Origin of the sequence: Brevibacillus sp. FSL K6-0770, assembly GCF_038000275.1 — a bacterium.
Classification (GTDB): domain Bacteria; phylum Bacillota; class Bacilli; order Brevibacillales; family Brevibacillaceae; genus Brevibacillus; species Brevibacillus parabrevis.
This window is the reverse complement of the sequence record NZ_JBBOBQ010000001.1, coordinates 4,485,545-4,502,818: the sequence shown is the minus strand read 5'-3', so window position 1 is coordinate 4,502,818 and position 17,274 is coordinate 4,485,545. Positions and strand designations below refer to the sequence as shown.

The 17,274-nt window shown below is 54.7% G+C and carries 13 protein-coding genes; 12 read left to right on the top strand and 1 reads right to left on the bottom strand.

All coding sequences use genetic code 11. The features are described 5' to 3' along the window. The first annotated feature begins 17 nt into the window (after positions 1–17). From phnW to nagA, 10 genes are all read left to right on the top strand, one after another. Positions 18–1,133 carry a 2-aminoethylphosphonate--pyruvate transaminase gene (phnW, locus tag NST23_RS21340; protein WP_173599570.1) on the top strand — a complete coding sequence of 372 codons (1,116 nt, stop codon included), beginning with the start codon at positions 18–20 and terminating at the stop codon, positions 1,131–1,133. A 239-nt stretch (positions 1,134–1,372) separates the two neighbouring features. Further along, entirely contained in the window at positions 1,373–2,164 is a 792-nt protein-coding gene (locus tag NST23_RS21335) for a DeoR/GlpR family DNA-binding transcription regulator (protein ID WP_122965937.1), read from the top strand. A gap of 245 nt (positions 2,165–2,409) precedes the next feature. Next, positions 2,410–3,414, top strand: a complete 1,005-nt coding sequence (locus NST23_RS21330; RefSeq protein ID WP_445662495.1) for an ABC transporter substrate-binding protein — start codon at positions 2,410–2,412, stop codon at positions 3,412–3,414. A 312-nt stretch (positions 3,415–3,726) separates the two neighbouring features. Further along, entirely contained in the window at positions 3,727–5,193 is a 1,467-nt protein-coding gene (locus NST23_RS21325; RefSeq protein WP_340964535.1) for an AraC family transcriptional regulator, read from the top strand. Between the two features lie 179 nt (positions 5,194–5,372). Beyond that, positions 5,373–6,428, top strand: a complete 1,056-nt coding sequence (locus tag NST23_RS21320) for a FecCD family ABC transporter permease (protein ID WP_122965934.1) — start codon at positions 5,373–5,375, stop codon at positions 6,426–6,428. 3 nt (positions 6,429–6,431) lie between these two features. Continuing rightward, positions 6,432–7,463, top strand: a complete 1,032-nt coding sequence (locus NST23_RS21315; RefSeq protein ID WP_340964532.1) for a FecCD family ABC transporter permease — start codon at positions 6,432–6,434, stop codon at positions 7,461–7,463. Between the two features lie 48 nt (positions 7,464–7,511). After that, entirely contained in the window at positions 7,512–9,227 is a 1,716-nt protein-coding gene (locus NST23_RS21310; protein ID WP_122965932.1) for an ABC transporter ATP-binding protein, read from the top strand. 319 nt (positions 9,228–9,546) lie between these two features. Further along, the gene (locus NST23_RS21305) at positions 9,547–10,710 is read left to right on the top strand and encodes an NUDIX domain-containing protein (protein WP_233454161.1); all 1,164 of its coding nucleotides are present in this window, start codon (positions 9,547–9,549) and stop codon (positions 10,708–10,710) included. Between the two features lie 53 nt (positions 10,711–10,763). Then, positions 10,764–11,840: an NAD(P)H-dependent flavin oxidoreductase gene (locus tag NST23_RS21300; RefSeq protein ID WP_122965931.1), complete on the top strand. Its 1,077-nt coding sequence runs from the start codon at positions 10,764–10,766 to the stop codon at positions 11,838–11,840. A gap of 63 nt (positions 11,841–11,903) precedes the next feature. Continuing rightward, positions 11,904–13,073 (top strand): N-acetylglucosamine-6-phosphate deacetylase, encoded by a 1,170-nt coding sequence (gene nagA, locus NST23_RS21295; RefSeq protein WP_242774734.1) that lies wholly within the window; start codon positions 11,904–11,906, stop codon positions 13,071–13,073. 124 nt (positions 13,074–13,197) lie between these two features. Here the strand turns inward: nagA and NST23_RS21290 are convergent, their stop codons facing one another. Further along, on the bottom strand, positions 13,198–15,054 hold the full coding sequence (locus NST23_RS21290; protein ID WP_340964527.1) for an SgrR family transcriptional regulator: 1,857 nt from the start codon (positions 15,052–15,054) through the stop codon (positions 13,198–13,200). A gap of 130 nt (positions 15,055–15,184) precedes the next feature. Here NST23_RS21290 and NST23_RS21285 point away from each other — a divergent pair, with 130 nt between their 5' ends. Then, the gene (locus NST23_RS21285) at positions 15,185–16,423 is read left to right on the top strand and encodes an MDR family MFS transporter (protein ID WP_122965927.1); all 1,239 of its coding nucleotides are present in this window, start codon (positions 15,185–15,187) and stop codon (positions 16,421–16,423) included. Positions 16,424–16,437: 14 nt separating this feature from the next. Next, complete coding sequence (locus NST23_RS21280; protein WP_217022375.1) at positions 16,438–17,220, top strand: isocitrate lyase/PEP mutase family protein; 783 nt, start codon at positions 16,438–16,440, stop codon at positions 17,218–17,220. Positions 17,221–17,274: the final 54 nt, after the last annotated feature.

Here is a 17,274-nt window from a genome sequence, read left to right as displayed (position 1 = left end):
CAGAAAGGATGAGAAGCATGACGCAAACAACGACAACCGACAACCCGTATTTGCTTTTGACGCCAGGGCCATTGTCTACCTCGCGAACCGTGCGGGAAGCGATGATGCGCGACTGGTGCACATGGGATCGCGACTACAACGAGCTTGTGCAGTCTACGCGTCAAAAGCTGGTCGGATTGGCAACCACGCAGACGGATGATTATACAAGTGTACTTATGCAAGGCAGCGGCAGCTTTTGTGTCGAGGCGGTCATCAGCAGCGTGATTCCAAAAGCGGGCAAGCTGCTGGTGCTGACAAACGGAGCGTACGGCGACCGGATCGTCCAGATGGCGCAAGTGCATGGCATTCATACAACGGTGATCGATTTTGGCGAGCTGGCCCAGGTGGAGGCTCGCGCAGTCGAACAGACGCTGGCAGCAGATGGCGCGATTACGCATGTGGCTGTCGTTCACTCGGAGACGACGACAGGCATGCTCAATCCGATTGCCGAGATTGGAGCGGCGGTTAAAAAATACGGCAAGGTGTACATCGTCGACGCCATGAGCAGCTTTGGCGGCATTCCGCTCGACGTGGCAGAGCTGTCGATCGACTTTTTGATTTCCAGCGCCAACAAGTGCATTCAAGGCGTACCGGGCTTCGGCTTCGTCATCGCGAAGACGTCCGAGCTGCACAAATGCGCTGGCGTGGCCCGCACGCTGTCCCTCGATCTGTACGACCAGTGGAAAACGATGGAGGAGCAAAACGGCAAGTGGCGCTATACTTCCCCTACGCACGTAGTCCGGGCCTTTTACCAGGCGTTGCTTGAGCTGGAGCAAGAAGGCGGAGTAGCGAAAAGATACGAGCGCTACAAGCAAAATCAGGCGATTCTGTCAGAGGGCATGGAGCGTCTCGGGCTGCGCGTTCTGTTGCCAAAAGAATCCCAGTCTCCGTTCATCACTTCCTTTTACTATCCGGAGGTGGAGTCGTTCTCTTTTGCAGAGCTGTACGAGCGATTGAAGCAGGCGGGCTTCGTCATCTATCCGGGAAAGATATCGCAAGCAAATACGTTTCGCATCGGCAATATCGGCGAAGTGTACCCGGCGGATATGGAGCGGTTGCTGACAGCAGTGGAAGCAAACCGATTTTGGCTGTAGACAATTTTTTTTGACCCGAAAACCAACGAAATCAACAATAATCCAACAGGACAATCCTTGATTGTCGCGGCAAATACCACTACAATTCAAGAGAGGGGAAAAAACGGAATAAAATGGTTGTTGTTTCCTTCTCAAATTGACAGCAGGTGCAAACGGCAAGATTCACGTCAGGAATGGGACGGCAGCGATGACCAGCCGCTCATCTTGGCTTCAAGTACGTAAATAGGGGGACAAGACCGGTGTCGTTGTTCGGGGAAGAGCGTAAGCAGATCATATTGCAGTTGGTCAATTCGAATGGCAAGGTAAGGACAAACGAGCTGGTAGAAAAGCTGCAAGTATCTTCAGAATCGATTCGCCGCTATCTGGAAGAGCTGGAAGCGGAGAAAAAGCTGAAGCGCGTCTATGGAGGAGCAATCAAGCTGAACGTAGATCGCACAGAACCATCCCACCTCAGCCGCGAAGTCATGAAGGCAGAAGAAAAGCGGAGAATCGGGCGGGTAGCGGCCGAACTGGTGCAGGACAGCGATACGATCGTGATCGATGAAGGCACGACGCCTCTCCAGATGATCAGCTTTTTGCTCAACAAAAAGGATTTGACCGTCTTGACCAGCTCGATCACGGCGCTCAATCTGCTCATCGAGTACCAAAACAACGGCTTGCTCAACGCAGAGGTCTACTTTCTGGGCGGCCGAGTGAACGCGAAGCATTACCGTGTGGGCGGTCCGTTTGCTGAAAAAATGATGAAGTCCTTCTACGTGGATAAAGCGTTTCTGTCCATGGACGGTCTTTTGCTGCACAAGGGCTTGACCTGTTATGACCCGGAGCGTGCAGAGCTGGCGAAGCATTACATTGAAAATGCGAACGAGAACATCGTCCTCGCCGATCATTCCAAAATCGGGATCAGCACGTTGTGCAAGGTTGCCGACCTCAAGGAAATCGACATGGTCATCAGCGATACGGCGGCTCCCGAGGAATGGAGCGACGATTTGCAAGCCAAAGGCGTTACCTGGCTGGTAGCCAAAGAACTGTAAATAATTACAAGCGAGACAGGCCGGATTTCTTTGCGCGAGAAATCCGGCTTTTTGGCGTGCAGCGCCTGACTTGTCCAAACAGAAGCGGCAAAAACATTTTGATCGTGCGGATCGTGAGTTTGGACAAAAAAAACTGGAGAACGTGCATTGTTTGTCGGCATGGAACCACATATGATCATGATGAAAAAAGTTGTGAGAATGATAATCATCATAAGCTCATCAGCAGAAGAGAGAGGGTCGAAAAAATGGGGAGAAATAGTCGGAAGATCGTCATGACATGGTTGGCTATCTTGCTGATCGCGATGGCAGGACTGGCAGCGTGCGGCGAGAAAGCAGCGGAGCCGCAGGCGACAGGCTCGACACAGCAGCAGCCAGCTGAGCAAAAACCAGCCGCTGACGACAAGGCAGTAGCGGCAGAAACAAGAGTTGTCCGCGATGCGTACGGGGAGGTAACCATCCCGGCCCATCCGCAAAGAGTCGCAGCCATCTACCAGGAAGACTACTTGCTCGCGCTCGGTGTGACGCCGATCGTGCAATGGTACCATCCGGCGTGGGGCAAGCAAGATTACCTCAACCTGAACGTCCCGCAGTTTGACATTACAGGCAGCATGGAAGCTTTGATCGCGGCAAACCCTGATCTGATTATTGTAGACGGGGGCGCGGATGCGCAAAAATACGAGCAATACAGCAAAGTCGCGCCTACGTATAAAATCCCGGACGAACTGCGCAATGACACCATTGGTCGGCTGAAAAACATCGCGGACGTATTGGGCATCCCGGAAAAAGCCGATGAGGCTGTGAAAAAGTACGAGGCAAAAATGTCCGATGCCCGCGCGAAGCTGGAAAAAGCAATCGGCAAGGAAAGCGTAGCCGTCATCCGTCTTAACGTAGGAGACAAGCCGACACTTGCCCTGTTCGGAGAAGGCAATGCGTACACTGGCATCATTTACAAGGAGCTTGGACTTGCCCCGTATGAAGCGGCGAAAAATCAGGACACGCACGTCGTCTTGAGCGAAGAGGCGATTCCGACAATCAATGCCGATCACATCATCATCTTCCCGTCGAACGGCGGCTGGGATTCTGCGGAAAACAAAGAGGCGCTGAAAATTCTTCAAGACCCGCTGTGGCAATCCGTCCCTGCCGTGAAAAAAGGCCACGTCTATCAGATGAACCGGACGCATTGGCAGTCTGGCGCCATGCTGGCCAATATGATGAAAGCCGACGATCTGGTGAAGACATTCGTCAAATAAACCGAGCTGTACAGGCGAGCAGAACAAAGACAGGGTGTCCCGAAAGGCAGGTGAAGCTGCGCGGGGCACCTTCTTTTTTCACGGGAAGCGCACATTTGAAAAGGTTCGGACCCGCTCTTTTGCTTGGCAAACCCGGCTTATCCCCGTATAATATACAATGATAATCATTCTCATATAATAGGTGAGGATATGTATACAAACGGGACAGAGAATCAGTTGTATCCGTCGTCCATATACGTGCTGACGGGGATAGAGCGAGGGGTTCTTGCATCGCATGCTTGCCAAGACAGCCATGAACAGAATGATTATGCTATGTTCGTCACGACAGACGGTTCAGGTGTCCTGCAAATCGATCAAACCAGCTATCGGCTGGGGGGAGAGAGCTGCTGGATCACGGAGCCTGGTCAGCATGTGCGCATCTGCACAGCCGAGCGGGATTTGGAATACTATCGCTTGACCTTTCGGATGGTGCCATTGCAACCGCAGGGAGAAGAGGAGCTTTGGTTTCGCACAGGAGAGATGGTCTGCACTCCTTTTTCCAAATTAGTCGAGGGCATTGAGGAAATATACGCCGTGCGGGATGAGACGGATCGGCTGGTGCGTTACAGCAGTCACGTACGCTTCGAGACGGTTCTGTCTGACCTTTTCCAGCAAAATGCAACCGGAGGGCCGATGCAGGACCCGCTTCGCGCCGTGGAGCGCTCGATTGAATATGTGAAGCAGCATTACCAGGAGGCGCTGACGGTCGAGCAGCTTGCTTATGAGGCAGCGGTTCCGCGCTGGCGCTATACGCAGCTGTTCAAAGAGCTGACCGGACAAATTCCGCTCGATTATATCAACGGCTTGCGGATCAACCGGGCCAAACAGCTGTTGCTTCTGACAGCGGATCGGGTGCATGAGATCGCGCAAAATGTCGGGTTCAACAGCGAATATTACTTCAATCGCCGCTTCAAGCAAATGGTCGGGCTGGCTCCCGGCAAGTACCGGAATGTCCACCGCGACGATCTGCGCGTCGTCTCTTTGTTTATGGAAGACTACTTGTGTTCGCTTGGCATTACGCCGATTGTGCAATGGGCGCATTCGTACTGGGGCAAGCAGGACTATCTCGGCTTGCAAGACGTCCCGACGTTTGACGTGCTGAAGGATGAAGTGCACGCTTTGTCCAACAGCAACCCGGATGTGATCATGTTGCGTTCCTGCACAGGCTGGGAATCGGCTCACTACGAGCAATGTGCCAAGATCGCGCGGACATGCATGGTGCGCGAGCTCGGGTCAGACTGGCGATCGACGATGCGGATTTTGGGCGATTGGCTGAATCGGCGAGACACAGCCGACAAGGCGATCGAGCATTATGAAAAAAAAGCCGCCGCTGCCCGCAGTAAGCTGTCAAGCAGCATGAAAGGGCAGACCGTCGCCTTTTTGCGCGTATCGGCAGACATGATCAGCGTGGAAAAGTCGTACTCGGCCCCTGTCATGTTCGACGATTTGGGCATGCAGCCACATCCGCTGGTCAGGTCGCTCTCTGTGCAGGAGGCAAGAGCCGGGGTGTCGTGGGAATGGCTCTCTGCGCTTGACGCCGACCATATTTTTTACGCTTTTGACAAATGGCATGGAGAAGGAACCGATGCGGAAAAGCTCCAGGTGCACCATCCCGTCTGGCAATCGCTGCGGGCTGTGCGTGACAAGCGGGCGTACGAAGTCGATTTCATGACGTGGATGAATCACGGAATCATCGCCAACCAGAAAAAAATCGAGCACATTTTGCACGTGCTGGCCTAGCATGGACCACGATTGTTGCAAACATACAAAAAAGACCACTCTTTTGTCCATTGACACTCTTTTTGTCAATCGCCTAAAATCCTACTATGATAATAAGAATCAATTTCATGAATTTAGCGAAAGGGAAGGGGAAAGCAACATTTCGTGCATGTACATAATGAATGGAAAAGGTGGCTAGCATGGGTCAACAGACACACACCCTGAAGCAGGGGAGTACATCAAAACAGGAACAGTTTCGCTCGCGGCCATGGGCAGCAACGCTGATCCTCACGGGCGGAGTTTTTGCCTTGATTCTCGGAATGTTTCTGTCTGTCTCATTCGGGGCAGCAGATATTCAGTTTTCTGTCGTTTGGGACGCTATTTTTCATTTTAATCCAGATATTACGCAGCATCAGATCATCCAGGAAATACGCCTTCCCCGCTTGCTCGGTGGAGCGATGGTCGGGGCCAGCTTTGCTGTGGCAGGGGCGATCATGCAAGGGATGACTCGCAACCCGCTTGCCGATTCCGGTTTGCTCGGGCTGAATGCGGGAGCAGGCTTTGTCATTGCTCTCTGCTTTGCCTTTTTCCCGGGGCTGCCTTTCATGTACTTGATCTTGTACGGGTTTTTGGGCGCAGGTGTAGGCGCAGGACTTGTTTACGGAATTGGCTCGATGGCAAAAGGCGGGCTTACTCCGGTGCGGCTCGTGCTTGCAGGGGCAGCGCTTAGCGCCCTGTTGTCTGCTCTTAGCGAAGGGATTGCGCTTTACTTCAAAATTGGACAGGATTTGGCTTTCTGGTACGCAGGCGGGGTAGCCGGGACAAAATGGTTCCAGCTCAAAGTGATGTTCCCGTGGATTGCCGCTGCGATCCTCGGGGCGATTGTGTTGTCGCGTTCCATCACGATGCTCAGTCTCGGCGAGGACATTGCCAAAGGCTTGGGCCAGCGAACAGCGCTCGTCAAACTGGCGGGTACGGTCATCGTCCTGATTTTGGCAGGTTCGGCTGTCGCTGTCGTCGGTGCGGTTGGCTTCGTCGGACTGATTATCCCGCACTTGACGCGTTATTTGGTCGGGGTCGACTATCGGTGGATTATTCCTTGCTCTGCCATTATGGGCAGCTTGCTCGTCGTTTTTGCCGATTTGGCAGCCAGAATGGTGAATCCGCCTTACGAAACACCTTTGGGCGCCCTGATTGCGCTGATTGGCGTTCCGTTCTTCCTTTACTTGGCTCGTAAAGAAAGAAGGGAGATGTAAATCATGCAACCAGCTACTGCGCAAATCGATGCCCGCAAACGCAGCAGGGGCATCCTCGTCATGATGATTTTGTCTGTGCTCATTTTGATTGCGTTCATCATCAGCATGAACACAGGATATATTCGCTTGTCGCCAATGGATTTGCTCATGACCTTGTTCGGGTCTGGCACCGAGAAGCAAAGCTTGATTTTGTTCGACTTCCGCTTGCCGCGCATCGTCATTTCGCTTTTGATCGGCGCAGGTTTGGCGGTTTCCGGCTGCATCATTCAAGGGATTTCCCGCAATGCGCTGGCTGACCCCGGTATTTTGGGGATCAACGCAGGTGCGGGTCTGATGGTTATGCTGTTCATTTCCTTTTATCCGTCGACAGCTGCCGCTCCTGTTTTCCTGCTGCCTGTCCTGGCGCTGGTCGGAGCAAGCTTGACCGCAGCCCTGATTTTTGTGCTGTCTTACAAGAGACATAAAGGCTTGTCGCCAATTCGCATTCTGCTGACCGGGATCGCGGTCGCAGCGGGGATGAGCGCTGCGATGATCGTGCTGACGCTCAAGCTGAGTCCTGACAAGTACCAGTTTGTCGCAACCTGGCTTGCCGGAAGCATTTGGGGAACCAACTGGAAATTCGTTCTGTCGCTGCTCCCGTGGATTGTCGTCCTGCTGCCGTTTGTCTTTTACAAAGCGCGTGTGATGAACGTCCTGAATTTGGGAGAAGAGCTGTCCATCGGTCTTGGTGCTCCGGTCGCAAGAGAACAGTTGAAGCTGTTGGCCGCATCGGTCGGACTGGCGGCATCTTGCGTGGCTGTCAGCGGCGGGATCGGCTTCGTCGGTCTGATTGGCCCGCATTTGGCGCGCAGACTTGTCGGACCGAAACACGAAATGCTGCTGCCGACATCGGCCTTGGCAGGCGCGCTCCTGGTTATTGTTGCTGATACGATCGGACGCTGGATTTTGCAGCCGTCTGAAATTCCAACAGGCATTGTGGTTGCTGTCATCGGAGCCCCGTACTTCTTGTACTTGCTTGCCCATTCGAAGTCGTAGAGAAAAAGAAAGGCTTTCATCGTGCGGTGAAGAGGAGGAGGATTCGGTATGCTGCGTCGCTTTTTTGCGTACTACAAGCCGTATATGGGGCTGTTTATAGCAGATTTTTCTTGCGCGATTTTGGCCGCGCTGCTTGAACTGGCGTTTCCGCTTGCTGTCAACCGGGTTGTGGACGATTTGCTTCCGAGCGGAAACTGGCTGCTGATCCTGTACGCGTGCCTTGGGCTTTTGGGCATTTACGTGGTCAGTGCGGCCTTGCACTACGTCGTTACCTATTACGGACACAAGCTCGGCATCAATATTGAATCGGACATGCGCAAAAAGCTGTTTGATCGGGTGCAAAAGCTCTCGTTCCGCTTTTTCGACAACAACAAGACCGGACATCTCGTATCTCGCATGACGAACGACCTGATGGATATCGGGGAGATCGCTCACCATGGCCCGGAAGATTTGTTCATCGCGGTCATGACATTGCTGGGCGCCTTCGGTATCATGCTCAGCATCAACTGGCAATTGGCGGTGCTGACTTTTATCATCGTGCCTTTAATGATTTATTTGTCGATGTATTTCAGCCGCAAAATGTCCCGCGCTTTTGACCGGATGTTTGCCGATGTCGCAGACTACAATGCGCGCGTGGAAAACAACATCAGCGGCATTCGCGTCGTACAGGCGTTTGCTAACGAAAAGCATGAAATCGCACGCTTTGCAGAGAACAACGGGCGCTTCCGCCTGACCAAGCTGCTCACGTACCGCATCATGGCGTGGAACTCGTCGTTGAGCTTTATTTTGATGAAGCTGGTATCGCTGTTTGTCCTCGTGTGCGGAACGTATTACGTCATCCAAGGAAAGATGACGTACGGGGAGTTTATCGCTTTCGTGATGCTGTCGAACGTCTTTTTGAACCCGATTCAGCAGATCAACAACGTCATCGAGACGTTTCCAAAAGGTGTTGCCGGATTCAAGCGTTACCTGGAGTTGCTGGAGACAGAGCCTGACGTCGACGATGCGCCAGACGCGAAGCCTGTCAGCAATCTTCGCGGCGACATCCGCTTCGAGAACGTAACGTTTGGCTATGAAAACAAGGAAAAAGTGCTCCAGGGATTGTCGCTGTCCATTCGCGCTGGCGAGACGGTCGCGCTCGTGGGACCTTCCGGGGCAGGAAAAACGACACTGTGCAGCTTGCTTCCCCGTTTTTACGATGTGGACAGCGGCTCGATCATGATTGACGGCATCGACATTCGTTCCATGACGCTGGAGTCGCTTCGTTCGCATATCGGAATCGTGCAGCAGGACGTCTTCCTGTTTGACGGATCGATCCGGGAAAACATTGCCTACGGGAAGCTTGGCGCGACCGATGAAGAGTTGTGGGACGCAGCCAGACGGGCACAACTGGAAGACGTGATCCGCGCCTTGCCAGAAGGACTGGATACGCTGATCGGGGAGCGGGGCGTCAAGCTTTCCGGCGGTCAAAAGCAGCGGTTGTCGATCGCCCGGATGTTCCTGAAAAACCCGCCGATCCTCATTTTGGATGAAGCGACTTCTGCTCTCGACACCGAGACGGAAGCGGCGATTCAGCAGGCGCTTGCAGAGCTGTCCCACGGACGCACGACGCTCGTGATCGCCCACCGCCTGGCGACGATCAAGAACGCAGACCGGATCATTGTCGTCGCCGAACAAGGCATCGCCGAGCAAGGACACCACGACGAGCTTTTACAAACGCAAGGCGTATACAGCAGACTGCATCAAGCGCAGTTCAGTTCATAGACGATGAAACGGCTGTGATTGTCCGTGGCGTTTCTTCCACAAAAAAGCGAGCGTTCTTCCGCATGAGGGCGGGGGACGCTCGTTTTGCTGTGCTATATGCTAAGTTATGCGCCTTGTACAAGCGGGGCAAAAAGCAGCTGTAAACAAGGAAATCATTGTATAATGTACGGGTAGACATGTTCGTGAAAAGAAAAGCGTATCCTCCAGTTGGTGAGGAACAGGCTGGAGGGTGTTTTGCAGTCGAATCAAACGATAGAAGCTCCCTGTTTGCTATAATACATAGCAAGAGCATGTAGCGGGACAGGAAGGAATGGTAAGCATGATCGACCGATTGGACCATCTGGTGTTGACCGTCCGCGACCTGGAAGCGACTTGCCAGTTTTACGAGCGCGCGCTTGGCATGCAGGTTGTCACCTTCGGCAATGGCAGAAAAGCTTTGCATTTTGGCGCACAAAAAATCAACCTGCATGTGGCGGGACACGAGTTTGAGCCGAAAGCGGGACAGCCGTTGCCAGGCTCTGCTGATTTGTGCTTGATCGCTTCTGTGCCGCTTGCGGCAGTCATCGCCAGGTTTGCAAGCTGCGGGGTGGACATCGAGGAAGGGCCAGTGCACAGGACAGGTGCAGCGGGACTGATCCGTTCGGTTTACGTGCGCGACCCCGACCGGAATTTAATCGAAGTGGCGGAATATGTGGACACACGCGAAGCTGAGCCAATTGAGCGAGGGACGGATGTGGACACACGCGTAGCTGAGTCAATTGAGCGAGGGGCGGATGTGGGCACACGCGAAGCTGAACCGATCGAGCGAGGGACCGATGTGGACACGCGCGAAGCAGCCGACCCAATTAAGCAAGAGCCGGGCGTCCAGCGGATTTTGCAAGTGCTGAACGAGCGCGAGCCGGGGTTTATGGGAGCGAAGCAAACGGGTGTGTTTGGCATTTTGCTTCCTTTGGTGAAGATGGAGGACGGCAAGCTGGGGGTTTTGTTCGAAAAGCGGGCAAGCACGATGCGCAGGCAGGCCAATGAAATTTGTTTCCCCGGTGGACGGGCGGAAGAGGGCGACGAATCGCGCTGGGCGACAGCCCGCAGGGAAACGAGCGAGGAGCTGGGAGTGCCGCTCACAAGCATTCATTACGTCGGCGAGCTGGATCGGTTGATCGGTCCGGGCCATTCTGCGATTTACCCGTTTGTCGGCTACGTGGAGGACATAGCGAAGATGAAGCCGAATCCCGATGAAGTGGGAGAAGTGTTTATCATCTCGCTGGAACGACTGGCTGCCGCTGAGCCTGCGACATACACTTCAGCGCTTGTGAACGAGCCGGAGGATGATTTCCCTTATCACCTGATTCCGGGCGGCAAAAAGTATCCGTGGCGCACAGGCACAGTCGAGCATCTGTTTTACGAGCTGGACGGACGAGTCATCTGGGGGCTTACTGCGCGAGTTTTGGCCCATTTTCTTGAATTGATTCGCCACGAGCCATGACCCTGCCCTCGTGCGTGAATGGAACGAAATAGACAAAAGGGAGTGGAAGAAGCATGTGGAAAGCGAATCCGATTACGTCACGCCTGAAAATCAAATGGCCGATTATCCAGGCACCGATGGCGGGCGGTGCGACAACTCCTGCGCTGGTCGCGGCCGTCTCGGAAGCAGGGGGATTGGGAACGCTGGGAGCTGCCTATATGACTCCACAGCAAATCCGTGAAGCGATACATGCGATCCGCGATTTGACCGACAAACCTTTTGGCGTCAATTTGTTCATCCCGGAAGACTTTGACGCGACCCAGCCGATCGCAGACACGGTTGCTTCCGCGCTCAATGAGGTGCGCCGTGAGCTGGACATTCCCGAAAGCCCGCAAGTCACGCGCTTTCAGGAGTCGTTTGCGGAACAGCTGCAAGTCGTACTGGAGGAAGTGCCTGCGGTTTTCAGCTTTACGTTTGGCATGCTCGACGCGCGTTCACTGCAAGCGCTCAAGCAAAAAGGCGTGACGGTGATCGGGACTGCGACGACGGTTCGCGAGGCAGTCGTGCTGGAAGCGGGCGGCGTGGACATGATCGCAGCGCAGGGCAGTGAAGCAGGCGGGCATCGCGGTTCGTTTTTGCCGGATTCCCCGAGCAATCTGATCGGAACGATGGCATTGGTGCCACAGATCGTGGATCGCGTCAAAATTCCGGTGATCGCAGCGGGCGGGATGATGGACGGGCGAGGCATTGCAGCCGCACTCGCACTGGGAGCGCAGGCGGCCCAGCTCGGAACGGCATTTTTAACGTGTGCGGAAAGCGGCGCGCATGCTTTGCACAAGCAAGCCATCCGGGAGTCGAGCGAAGAGGGCATCGTCATGACACGGGCTTTTTCCGGCAAATGGGCGAGAGGCATCGAGAACGAGTTCATGCGAAAGCTGGCGCCACTGGATCAGGAATTGCCCGCCTACCCGGTGCAAAATGCCCTCACCAAAGACATTCGCGCCGCTGCGGGCAAGCAGCAGAAATCCGCGTATATGTCGATGTGGGCGGGACAGGCGGCACCGCTTGGCAGGGAGCTTGGCGCAGGCGAACTGGTCTTGCGGCTCGTAGAGGAAACGAAGCGTGCATGCGCAGGACTTGTGCAGGAATAGCAAGGAAACAGGTGCGGCATCATTACGGACAGACTACGGCAGTGCGTTGACGGAGGAATGGAGATGGAACAGGAATACGCTCTTCGAGGAACAATCATTGCAGACGGACAGGAAATCAGGGACGGGCTTGTCGTAGTGGCGGCAGGGAAGATCGTGTACGCAGGGGAAGCCGAAGCTTATGCGGGCGAATGCCCTGCACAGCTGCTGACGGTGGAAACCGGGCGGATTTGCCCAGGACTGGTAGACATGCACATGCACGGGATCGACGGCCACGACACGATGGACGGGACGCCGGAATCTTTGCAGGCCATTTCCGGCGCGCTTGCCCGATATGGCGTCACTTCTTTTTTGGCGACGACGATGACGGCTCCTTACGCCGAGCTTGAGCCTGTGCTGGAAAACATTGCGCGCGCAAGCCAGGCTGGCTTGCCGGGGGCAGAGGCAATCGGGATTCACCTGGAAGGACCGTGGATCAACCCGCGTTACAAAGGGGCGCAAAAGGAAGAAAACATCTCCCTGCCTAAGCTGGATGCGGTGAAGCGAATGTACGAGCTGGCCCAAGGGCTGATCAAGGTCGTGACGATTGCTCCCGAGCAGCCGGAAGCGCTCGAAGCGATTGCCTGGCTCAAGGAGCGCGGCGTGATCGTCTCGGCAGGCCATACAGGGGCGACGTTTGTCCAGGCGGCTGAAGCTGTGGATGCGGGCGTGCGCCACTTCACGCATTGCTTTAACGCCATGACCGGATTGCATCACAGAGAGCCGGGAGTAGTCGGTGCTGCGATGTACCACGAGCATTTGAGCACCGAGTTGATTGCCGATGGCATCCACGTCCATCCTGCGGTCATGCGAATTTTGTATCGGGTGAAAACGCCGGAGCGCCTCGCGCTAGTCAGCGACTCCATGCGCGCTGCTGCGCTCGGAGAAGGCACTTACGACTTGGGCGGACAAGAGGTTCGCGTCCGCGACAATCAGGCGCAGTTGGCGGACGGGACATTGGCTGGCAGCATTTTGACCTTGAACAAAGCCGTAGCAAACATGGTGACGCTGAGCGGTGTACCACTGGCAGAAGCGGTAGAGATGGCATCGCATACGCCAGCCGCTATCCTCGGATACGGGGAGCGAAAAGGTCGGCTGGCAGCCGGATACGATGCCGACATGATCGTGTTGGATGACGATTTTGAAGTGGCGATGACCTTCGTTGCCGGAAAACGCGTATACGAACGCGCTCAGTAATCCAATCCATAAGCGTAAAAAAGCAGCCCAGATGCGATGGGGCTGCTTTTTTTTGTCGTATACTGCTGCACGGGCAGGGCGGCGCGTGGATGAAACCATGCACTTGGACTGTTTTTTGCACCGCCTACTGCTGCACGGGCTGCGAAGCATGCGGGTGAAACCAGACTTTTTGAAAGTCCAGCCAGCCGGACGGATTGATCGTGACGCCGCGAACCGACTTGTGAAAAGAAGCTTGCGATTTCTTTTGCACAAGGTACAAAACGGCATGGTTTTCTTGGATCAGCGCTTCTATGTGCGCGAGCTTTTGTTGCCGGACGGATTCGTCTGCCTCCCGAAAAAGGGCGGCGGTCTCTCGATGAACCGCTTCGGCTAACGGTGCGTCAAAGCTGGGCAGGAAGTAGTTCTTTTGCAAGTACATTTCCAGTTCACTGATTTCATCATGGCTAAAAACGTTTCCGAACAGCTGGCAGTCGTGCTCCGGCAGCAAGTCGTGATTCGCAAACTCAAACGGCTCGCGAACGTCGATTTCCAGGTGAATGCCGTAGTCTTTGCAGCGGGCTTGAATCCACAAGGCGTCCGGCTCGTGATAGGACGTCATGACCATGCGCAGCGTCTCTCCCCGATAGCCGCTTTCCGCAAGCAGGGCGGCAATTTGCGCAGCGCTTGGGCGGGGCGTTCGTTCCGCTGACCAAGTCGCAAGCTGCGGAGAGAAGGGGCGGAAGCCTTTTGCCGGAAAGACGCGATCTCCTCCAAGCTCGGCAATCATCTGCTCGCGATCGATGAGCAAGTCGAGCGCCTGGCGGAATTTCGGATGGTTTTGCGGCCCGGTTTTCCATTGGTTAAAGACGAGCAGGTTGCAGCAGGAAAACAGCGTCTCCAGATCGCACCAATCGCGGCTGTCGCGGATGATTGCTTCCCTTAATGCTTCGGCTTTTGTGGCCACACCGTGGGACATCATGACAGACGTCCAGTCCGGTTCATGGAGAATGCCTGTTTCCAGATCGGGGAACAGGAGGATTTCCACACGGTCAAGCTGCGGCCTCCCCTGAAAATGTCCCGAAAAAGCTTCCAAAATGCAAATGCCTTCATCCAGACGGACGAGCTGGAACGGGCCAGTCCCGATCGGGTTTTTCCCAAACTCGCCAGCCGTCTCCAGGACGATCTCTGCCGGGACGATGCTGGTGGGCGTAGTGGAAAGCATCCGCAGAAACAAGTAGTTCGGCTCCTGCAACAAAATCCGCACCGTTCTGGCATCAACTGCTTCCAACTGCGCGATATCGCCAAGCATCCAGCTTGCTTCATACTTTTCCGGATGCGAGCGCAGCCGATCCAGCGAAAAGACAACATCGTGCGCGGTCAGCTCCCGACCGTGGTGAAACACGACATTTTTCTTCAAATAAAACGTCCACTCCTTGTGATCCGCGCTCATTTCCCACGAGTGGGCAATGCTTGGATGGATCGTCCGGCTGTCCGTGTCGAAGTGAACGAGTGTATTGAAAAGCTGGCGGACCAAATGCGCATCGAAGTGATAGTACACCTGCGCGGGGTCCAGCGTGACAATGCTGCGGTAGACCGGGAAGCGCAGCGTGTCCTGATAATGGTTCGACTCGCTCGGCGTGCAATAGCCAAGTTCTGCCGAGAGCCACTCCATGAACTGCTCTTTGACAGCGGGCTTGCCGAAGCGATTCAAAAGCTCCATAGCTTCTGTGACATCGCCTTGCTCCATGCGCTGCTTTCCTTCCGCAAGCAAGATGGCATCGGCATCCGCCAAAAACGTCAGGACGGAGGCATTGCCCCGACCAAGCCCAGGCTGCCAGTCGATCCAGCCCATTTCCGCCAGCTTGCGGACGATCAGCTTCGCGTTTCGGGGGGTACAGTGCCAAAGTCCGCTCAATTTTTCAATCGTGACGGGGAACGGTTTGGCCGTTTCTTCCTGCTGAAAGAACAGGCGCAGCTCCAAAAAGTAGAGAACGGTAACCATGAAGGCCCCCCTTTGTTTTTGGGAAAAGGTGACAGAGTTTGCTTACACCTTACCCTTTTTCGCTTTTCTCAGATCAATATACTGAAGATAACACGACAGACGAAAAACAGGAATGGGGAGAGCAAACAAGATGAGCAAAAGGTTTCCGTTACCTCGCTTTCATCCCGTGGCATGGGGCGTCATCATCGGCACCTTTTTATCGCGGACAGGATTTTTCATGACGCTGCCTTTTCTCGGGATTTACTTGGGCAAAGGAAAGGGAATCGACCCGGCCGTAGTTGGCGCGATTTTGGCGATGAGCCTTTTGGTGGGCACGGTCAGCAGCTTCGCTGGGGGAGCGTTGTCAGATCGGTTGGGACGCTATCCGGTCATGATCGCCTCTATGGGGCTTTGGAGCTTTGTCCTGGTCGGCTTCACGCTGGCGAGCGAGACGTGGATGTTCTTCCTTTTGAGTGCGCTGAACGGTTTGTGCCGCAATGTATTTGAACCGACGGCGCGTGCCCTGCTCGCTGATTTTACCCCGGACAGCCAGCGCAGGGGTGCTTTCAACGCCAGGTATTTTGCCATCAACCTGGGGGGAGCGATCGGGCCGCTGATTGGGTTGAAGCTCGGCGCAGGCAGTTCGTCCTCCATGCTGCCGTTTCTGATCAGTGCGGTGATTATGGCGCTGTATGCGGTCATCCTGGTCGTGTTCATGATCTTGTTCAAGCAACAACTGCGGGAGCATTCCGATTCGATTCCGATGGGGCAGATGGCGCGGATCGTGTTCACAGACAAAGTGTTTTTGTATCTGTTGCTCGGCAATTTGTTTGTGGCTGGAGCCTATACGCACCTGGATACGACGCTTGCCCAGTACATCGGTCACGACCGGGTCGAGGCTTACTCCTTCCTGTTCGTGATGAACACGTTGTCTGTCCTCGTCTTTCAATATCCGCTTGCCAGGCTGATGAAACGCTATTCTGCCATGACGGCCCTGAAAGTCGGCTGCCTCCTTTTCGGACTCGGCTTGTTCGGGTTCGGACTCTTCACCAATTTGTTCTGGCTGTCAGTGTCGATGGTGGTCTTTACCATCGGGGAAATTTTATGCTTTGTCATCGGTGATGTACTGATCGGAGAAATCGCTCCCGAGCATATGCGAGGCGCCTATTACGGCGCGAGCGGCTTCGCTTTTCTGGGGCAGAGCGCCACTGCGTGGATCGGCGGTTTGCTGCTTCAGCAATTGGGCTTTGACCAAGGGCCAGTTATTTTCGCGATCTTGATGCTGCTGACCTTTTTGGCCTTGCCGTTTTTCCAGCGCGGTCAAAGACTGTGGGAACAGCGTCAGCAGAAGACGCAAGATTGTGAACAACCTATACAAATCACGATTTGAAAAGAGGGATTAGAATGAATCAGATTCAGCAATTTCAAGCGCTTCATCATGCAGACGAGATGTTGTTTTTGGGAAATGCCTGGGATGTCCTTTCGGCACGCACGTTGGAGCAGAGCGGCTTTCGGGCCATCGGGACGACGAGTTGGGGCGTTGCGGCTTCTCTCGGATACAAAGATGGGGAAAACATTGACTTTGCCTTGCATTTGTCCATCATCAAGCTGATCGTGGATCACGTGAACATTCCGGTTTCCGCCGACATTGAGGCGGGCTATGCAGAGACTCACGGGCAAATTGTCGAGAACGTGCTGCGAACGGCTGACCTGGGGGTTGCCGGGATCAACATCGAGGACTCTTTCAAACGAGGGCCGGGGTTAAAAGAGATCGCCGATCAGGCGAAACTTTTGCAGACGATGAGGGCTGCTCTCGACAACCGTGGCTTCGCTGATTTTTACATCAATACGCGGATCGACACGTATTTCCGGCGAGAGGACCCGTTCGCGGAAACGATTGAGCGCGGACTGGCTTACGTCGAGAGCGGGGCGAGCGGCATTTTCGTTCCGGGGATCGTCGAGGAGGAGCAAATCAGAGCGATTGCCCAAGAGGTGCGTGCGCCGCTGAATGTCCTGTCGCGCCCCACCCTGACGAATGCCGAGCGCTTGGCAGAGTGGGGAGTCAAGCGGCTGAGCATCGGGAATGACTTTTACGACCATGTTGCTGATTTTGCAAAAGCGAGTGCCTCCAAGCTGGCGGCTGACCGTGACACGGCCCTGCTGTATGCAGCGAATCGCCAAGGATAAATCTCCACATATTGCCACCTGCCCCTGGTATTTGGTATCGTTTCCTGAGAACGA

Excerpts from the sequence above, each read along its gene's own strand:
- phnW (WP_173599570.1), top strand. The coding sequence starts at position 18 with ATGACGCAAACAACGACAACCGACAACCCGTATTTGCTTTTGACGCCA.
- NST23_RS21330 (WP_445662495.1), top strand. The coding sequence starts at position 2,410 with ATGGGGAGAAATAGTCGGAAGATCGTCATGACATGGTTGGCTATCTTG.
- NST23_RS21325 (WP_340964535.1), top strand. The coding sequence starts at position 3,727 with ATGTTCGTCACGACAGACGGTTCAGGTGTCCTGCAAATCGATCAAACC.
- NST23_RS21320 (WP_122965934.1), top strand. The coding sequence starts at position 5,373 with ATGGGTCAACAGACACACACCCTGAAGCAGGGGAGTACATCAAAACAG.
- NST23_RS21315 (WP_340964532.1), top strand. The coding sequence starts at position 6,432 with ATGCAACCAGCTACTGCGCAAATCGATGCCCGCAAACGCAGCAGGGGC.
- NST23_RS21310 (WP_122965932.1), top strand. The coding sequence starts at position 7,512 with ATGCTGCGTCGCTTTTTTGCGTACTACAAGCCGTATATGGGGCTGTTT.
- NST23_RS21305 (WP_233454161.1), top strand. The coding sequence starts at position 9,547 with ATGATCGACCGATTGGACCATCTGGTGTTGACCGTCCGCGACCTGGAA.
- NST23_RS21300 (WP_122965931.1), top strand. The coding sequence starts at position 10,764 with ATGTGGAAAGCGAATCCGATTACGTCACGCCTGAAAATCAAATGGCCG.
- nagA (WP_242774734.1), top strand. The coding sequence starts at position 11,904 with ATGGAACAGGAATACGCTCTTCGAGGAACAATCATTGCAGACGGACAG.
- NST23_RS21290 (WP_340964527.1), bottom strand. The coding sequence starts at position 15,054 with ATGGTTACCGTTCTCTACTTTTTGGAGCTGCGCCTGTTCTTTCAGCAG.
- NST23_RS21285 (WP_122965927.1), top strand. The coding sequence starts at position 15,185 with ATGAGCAAAAGGTTTCCGTTACCTCGCTTTCATCCCGTGGCATGGGGC.
- NST23_RS21280 (WP_217022375.1), top strand. The coding sequence starts at position 16,438 with ATGAATCAGATTCAGCAATTTCAAGCGCTTCATCATGCAGACGAGATG.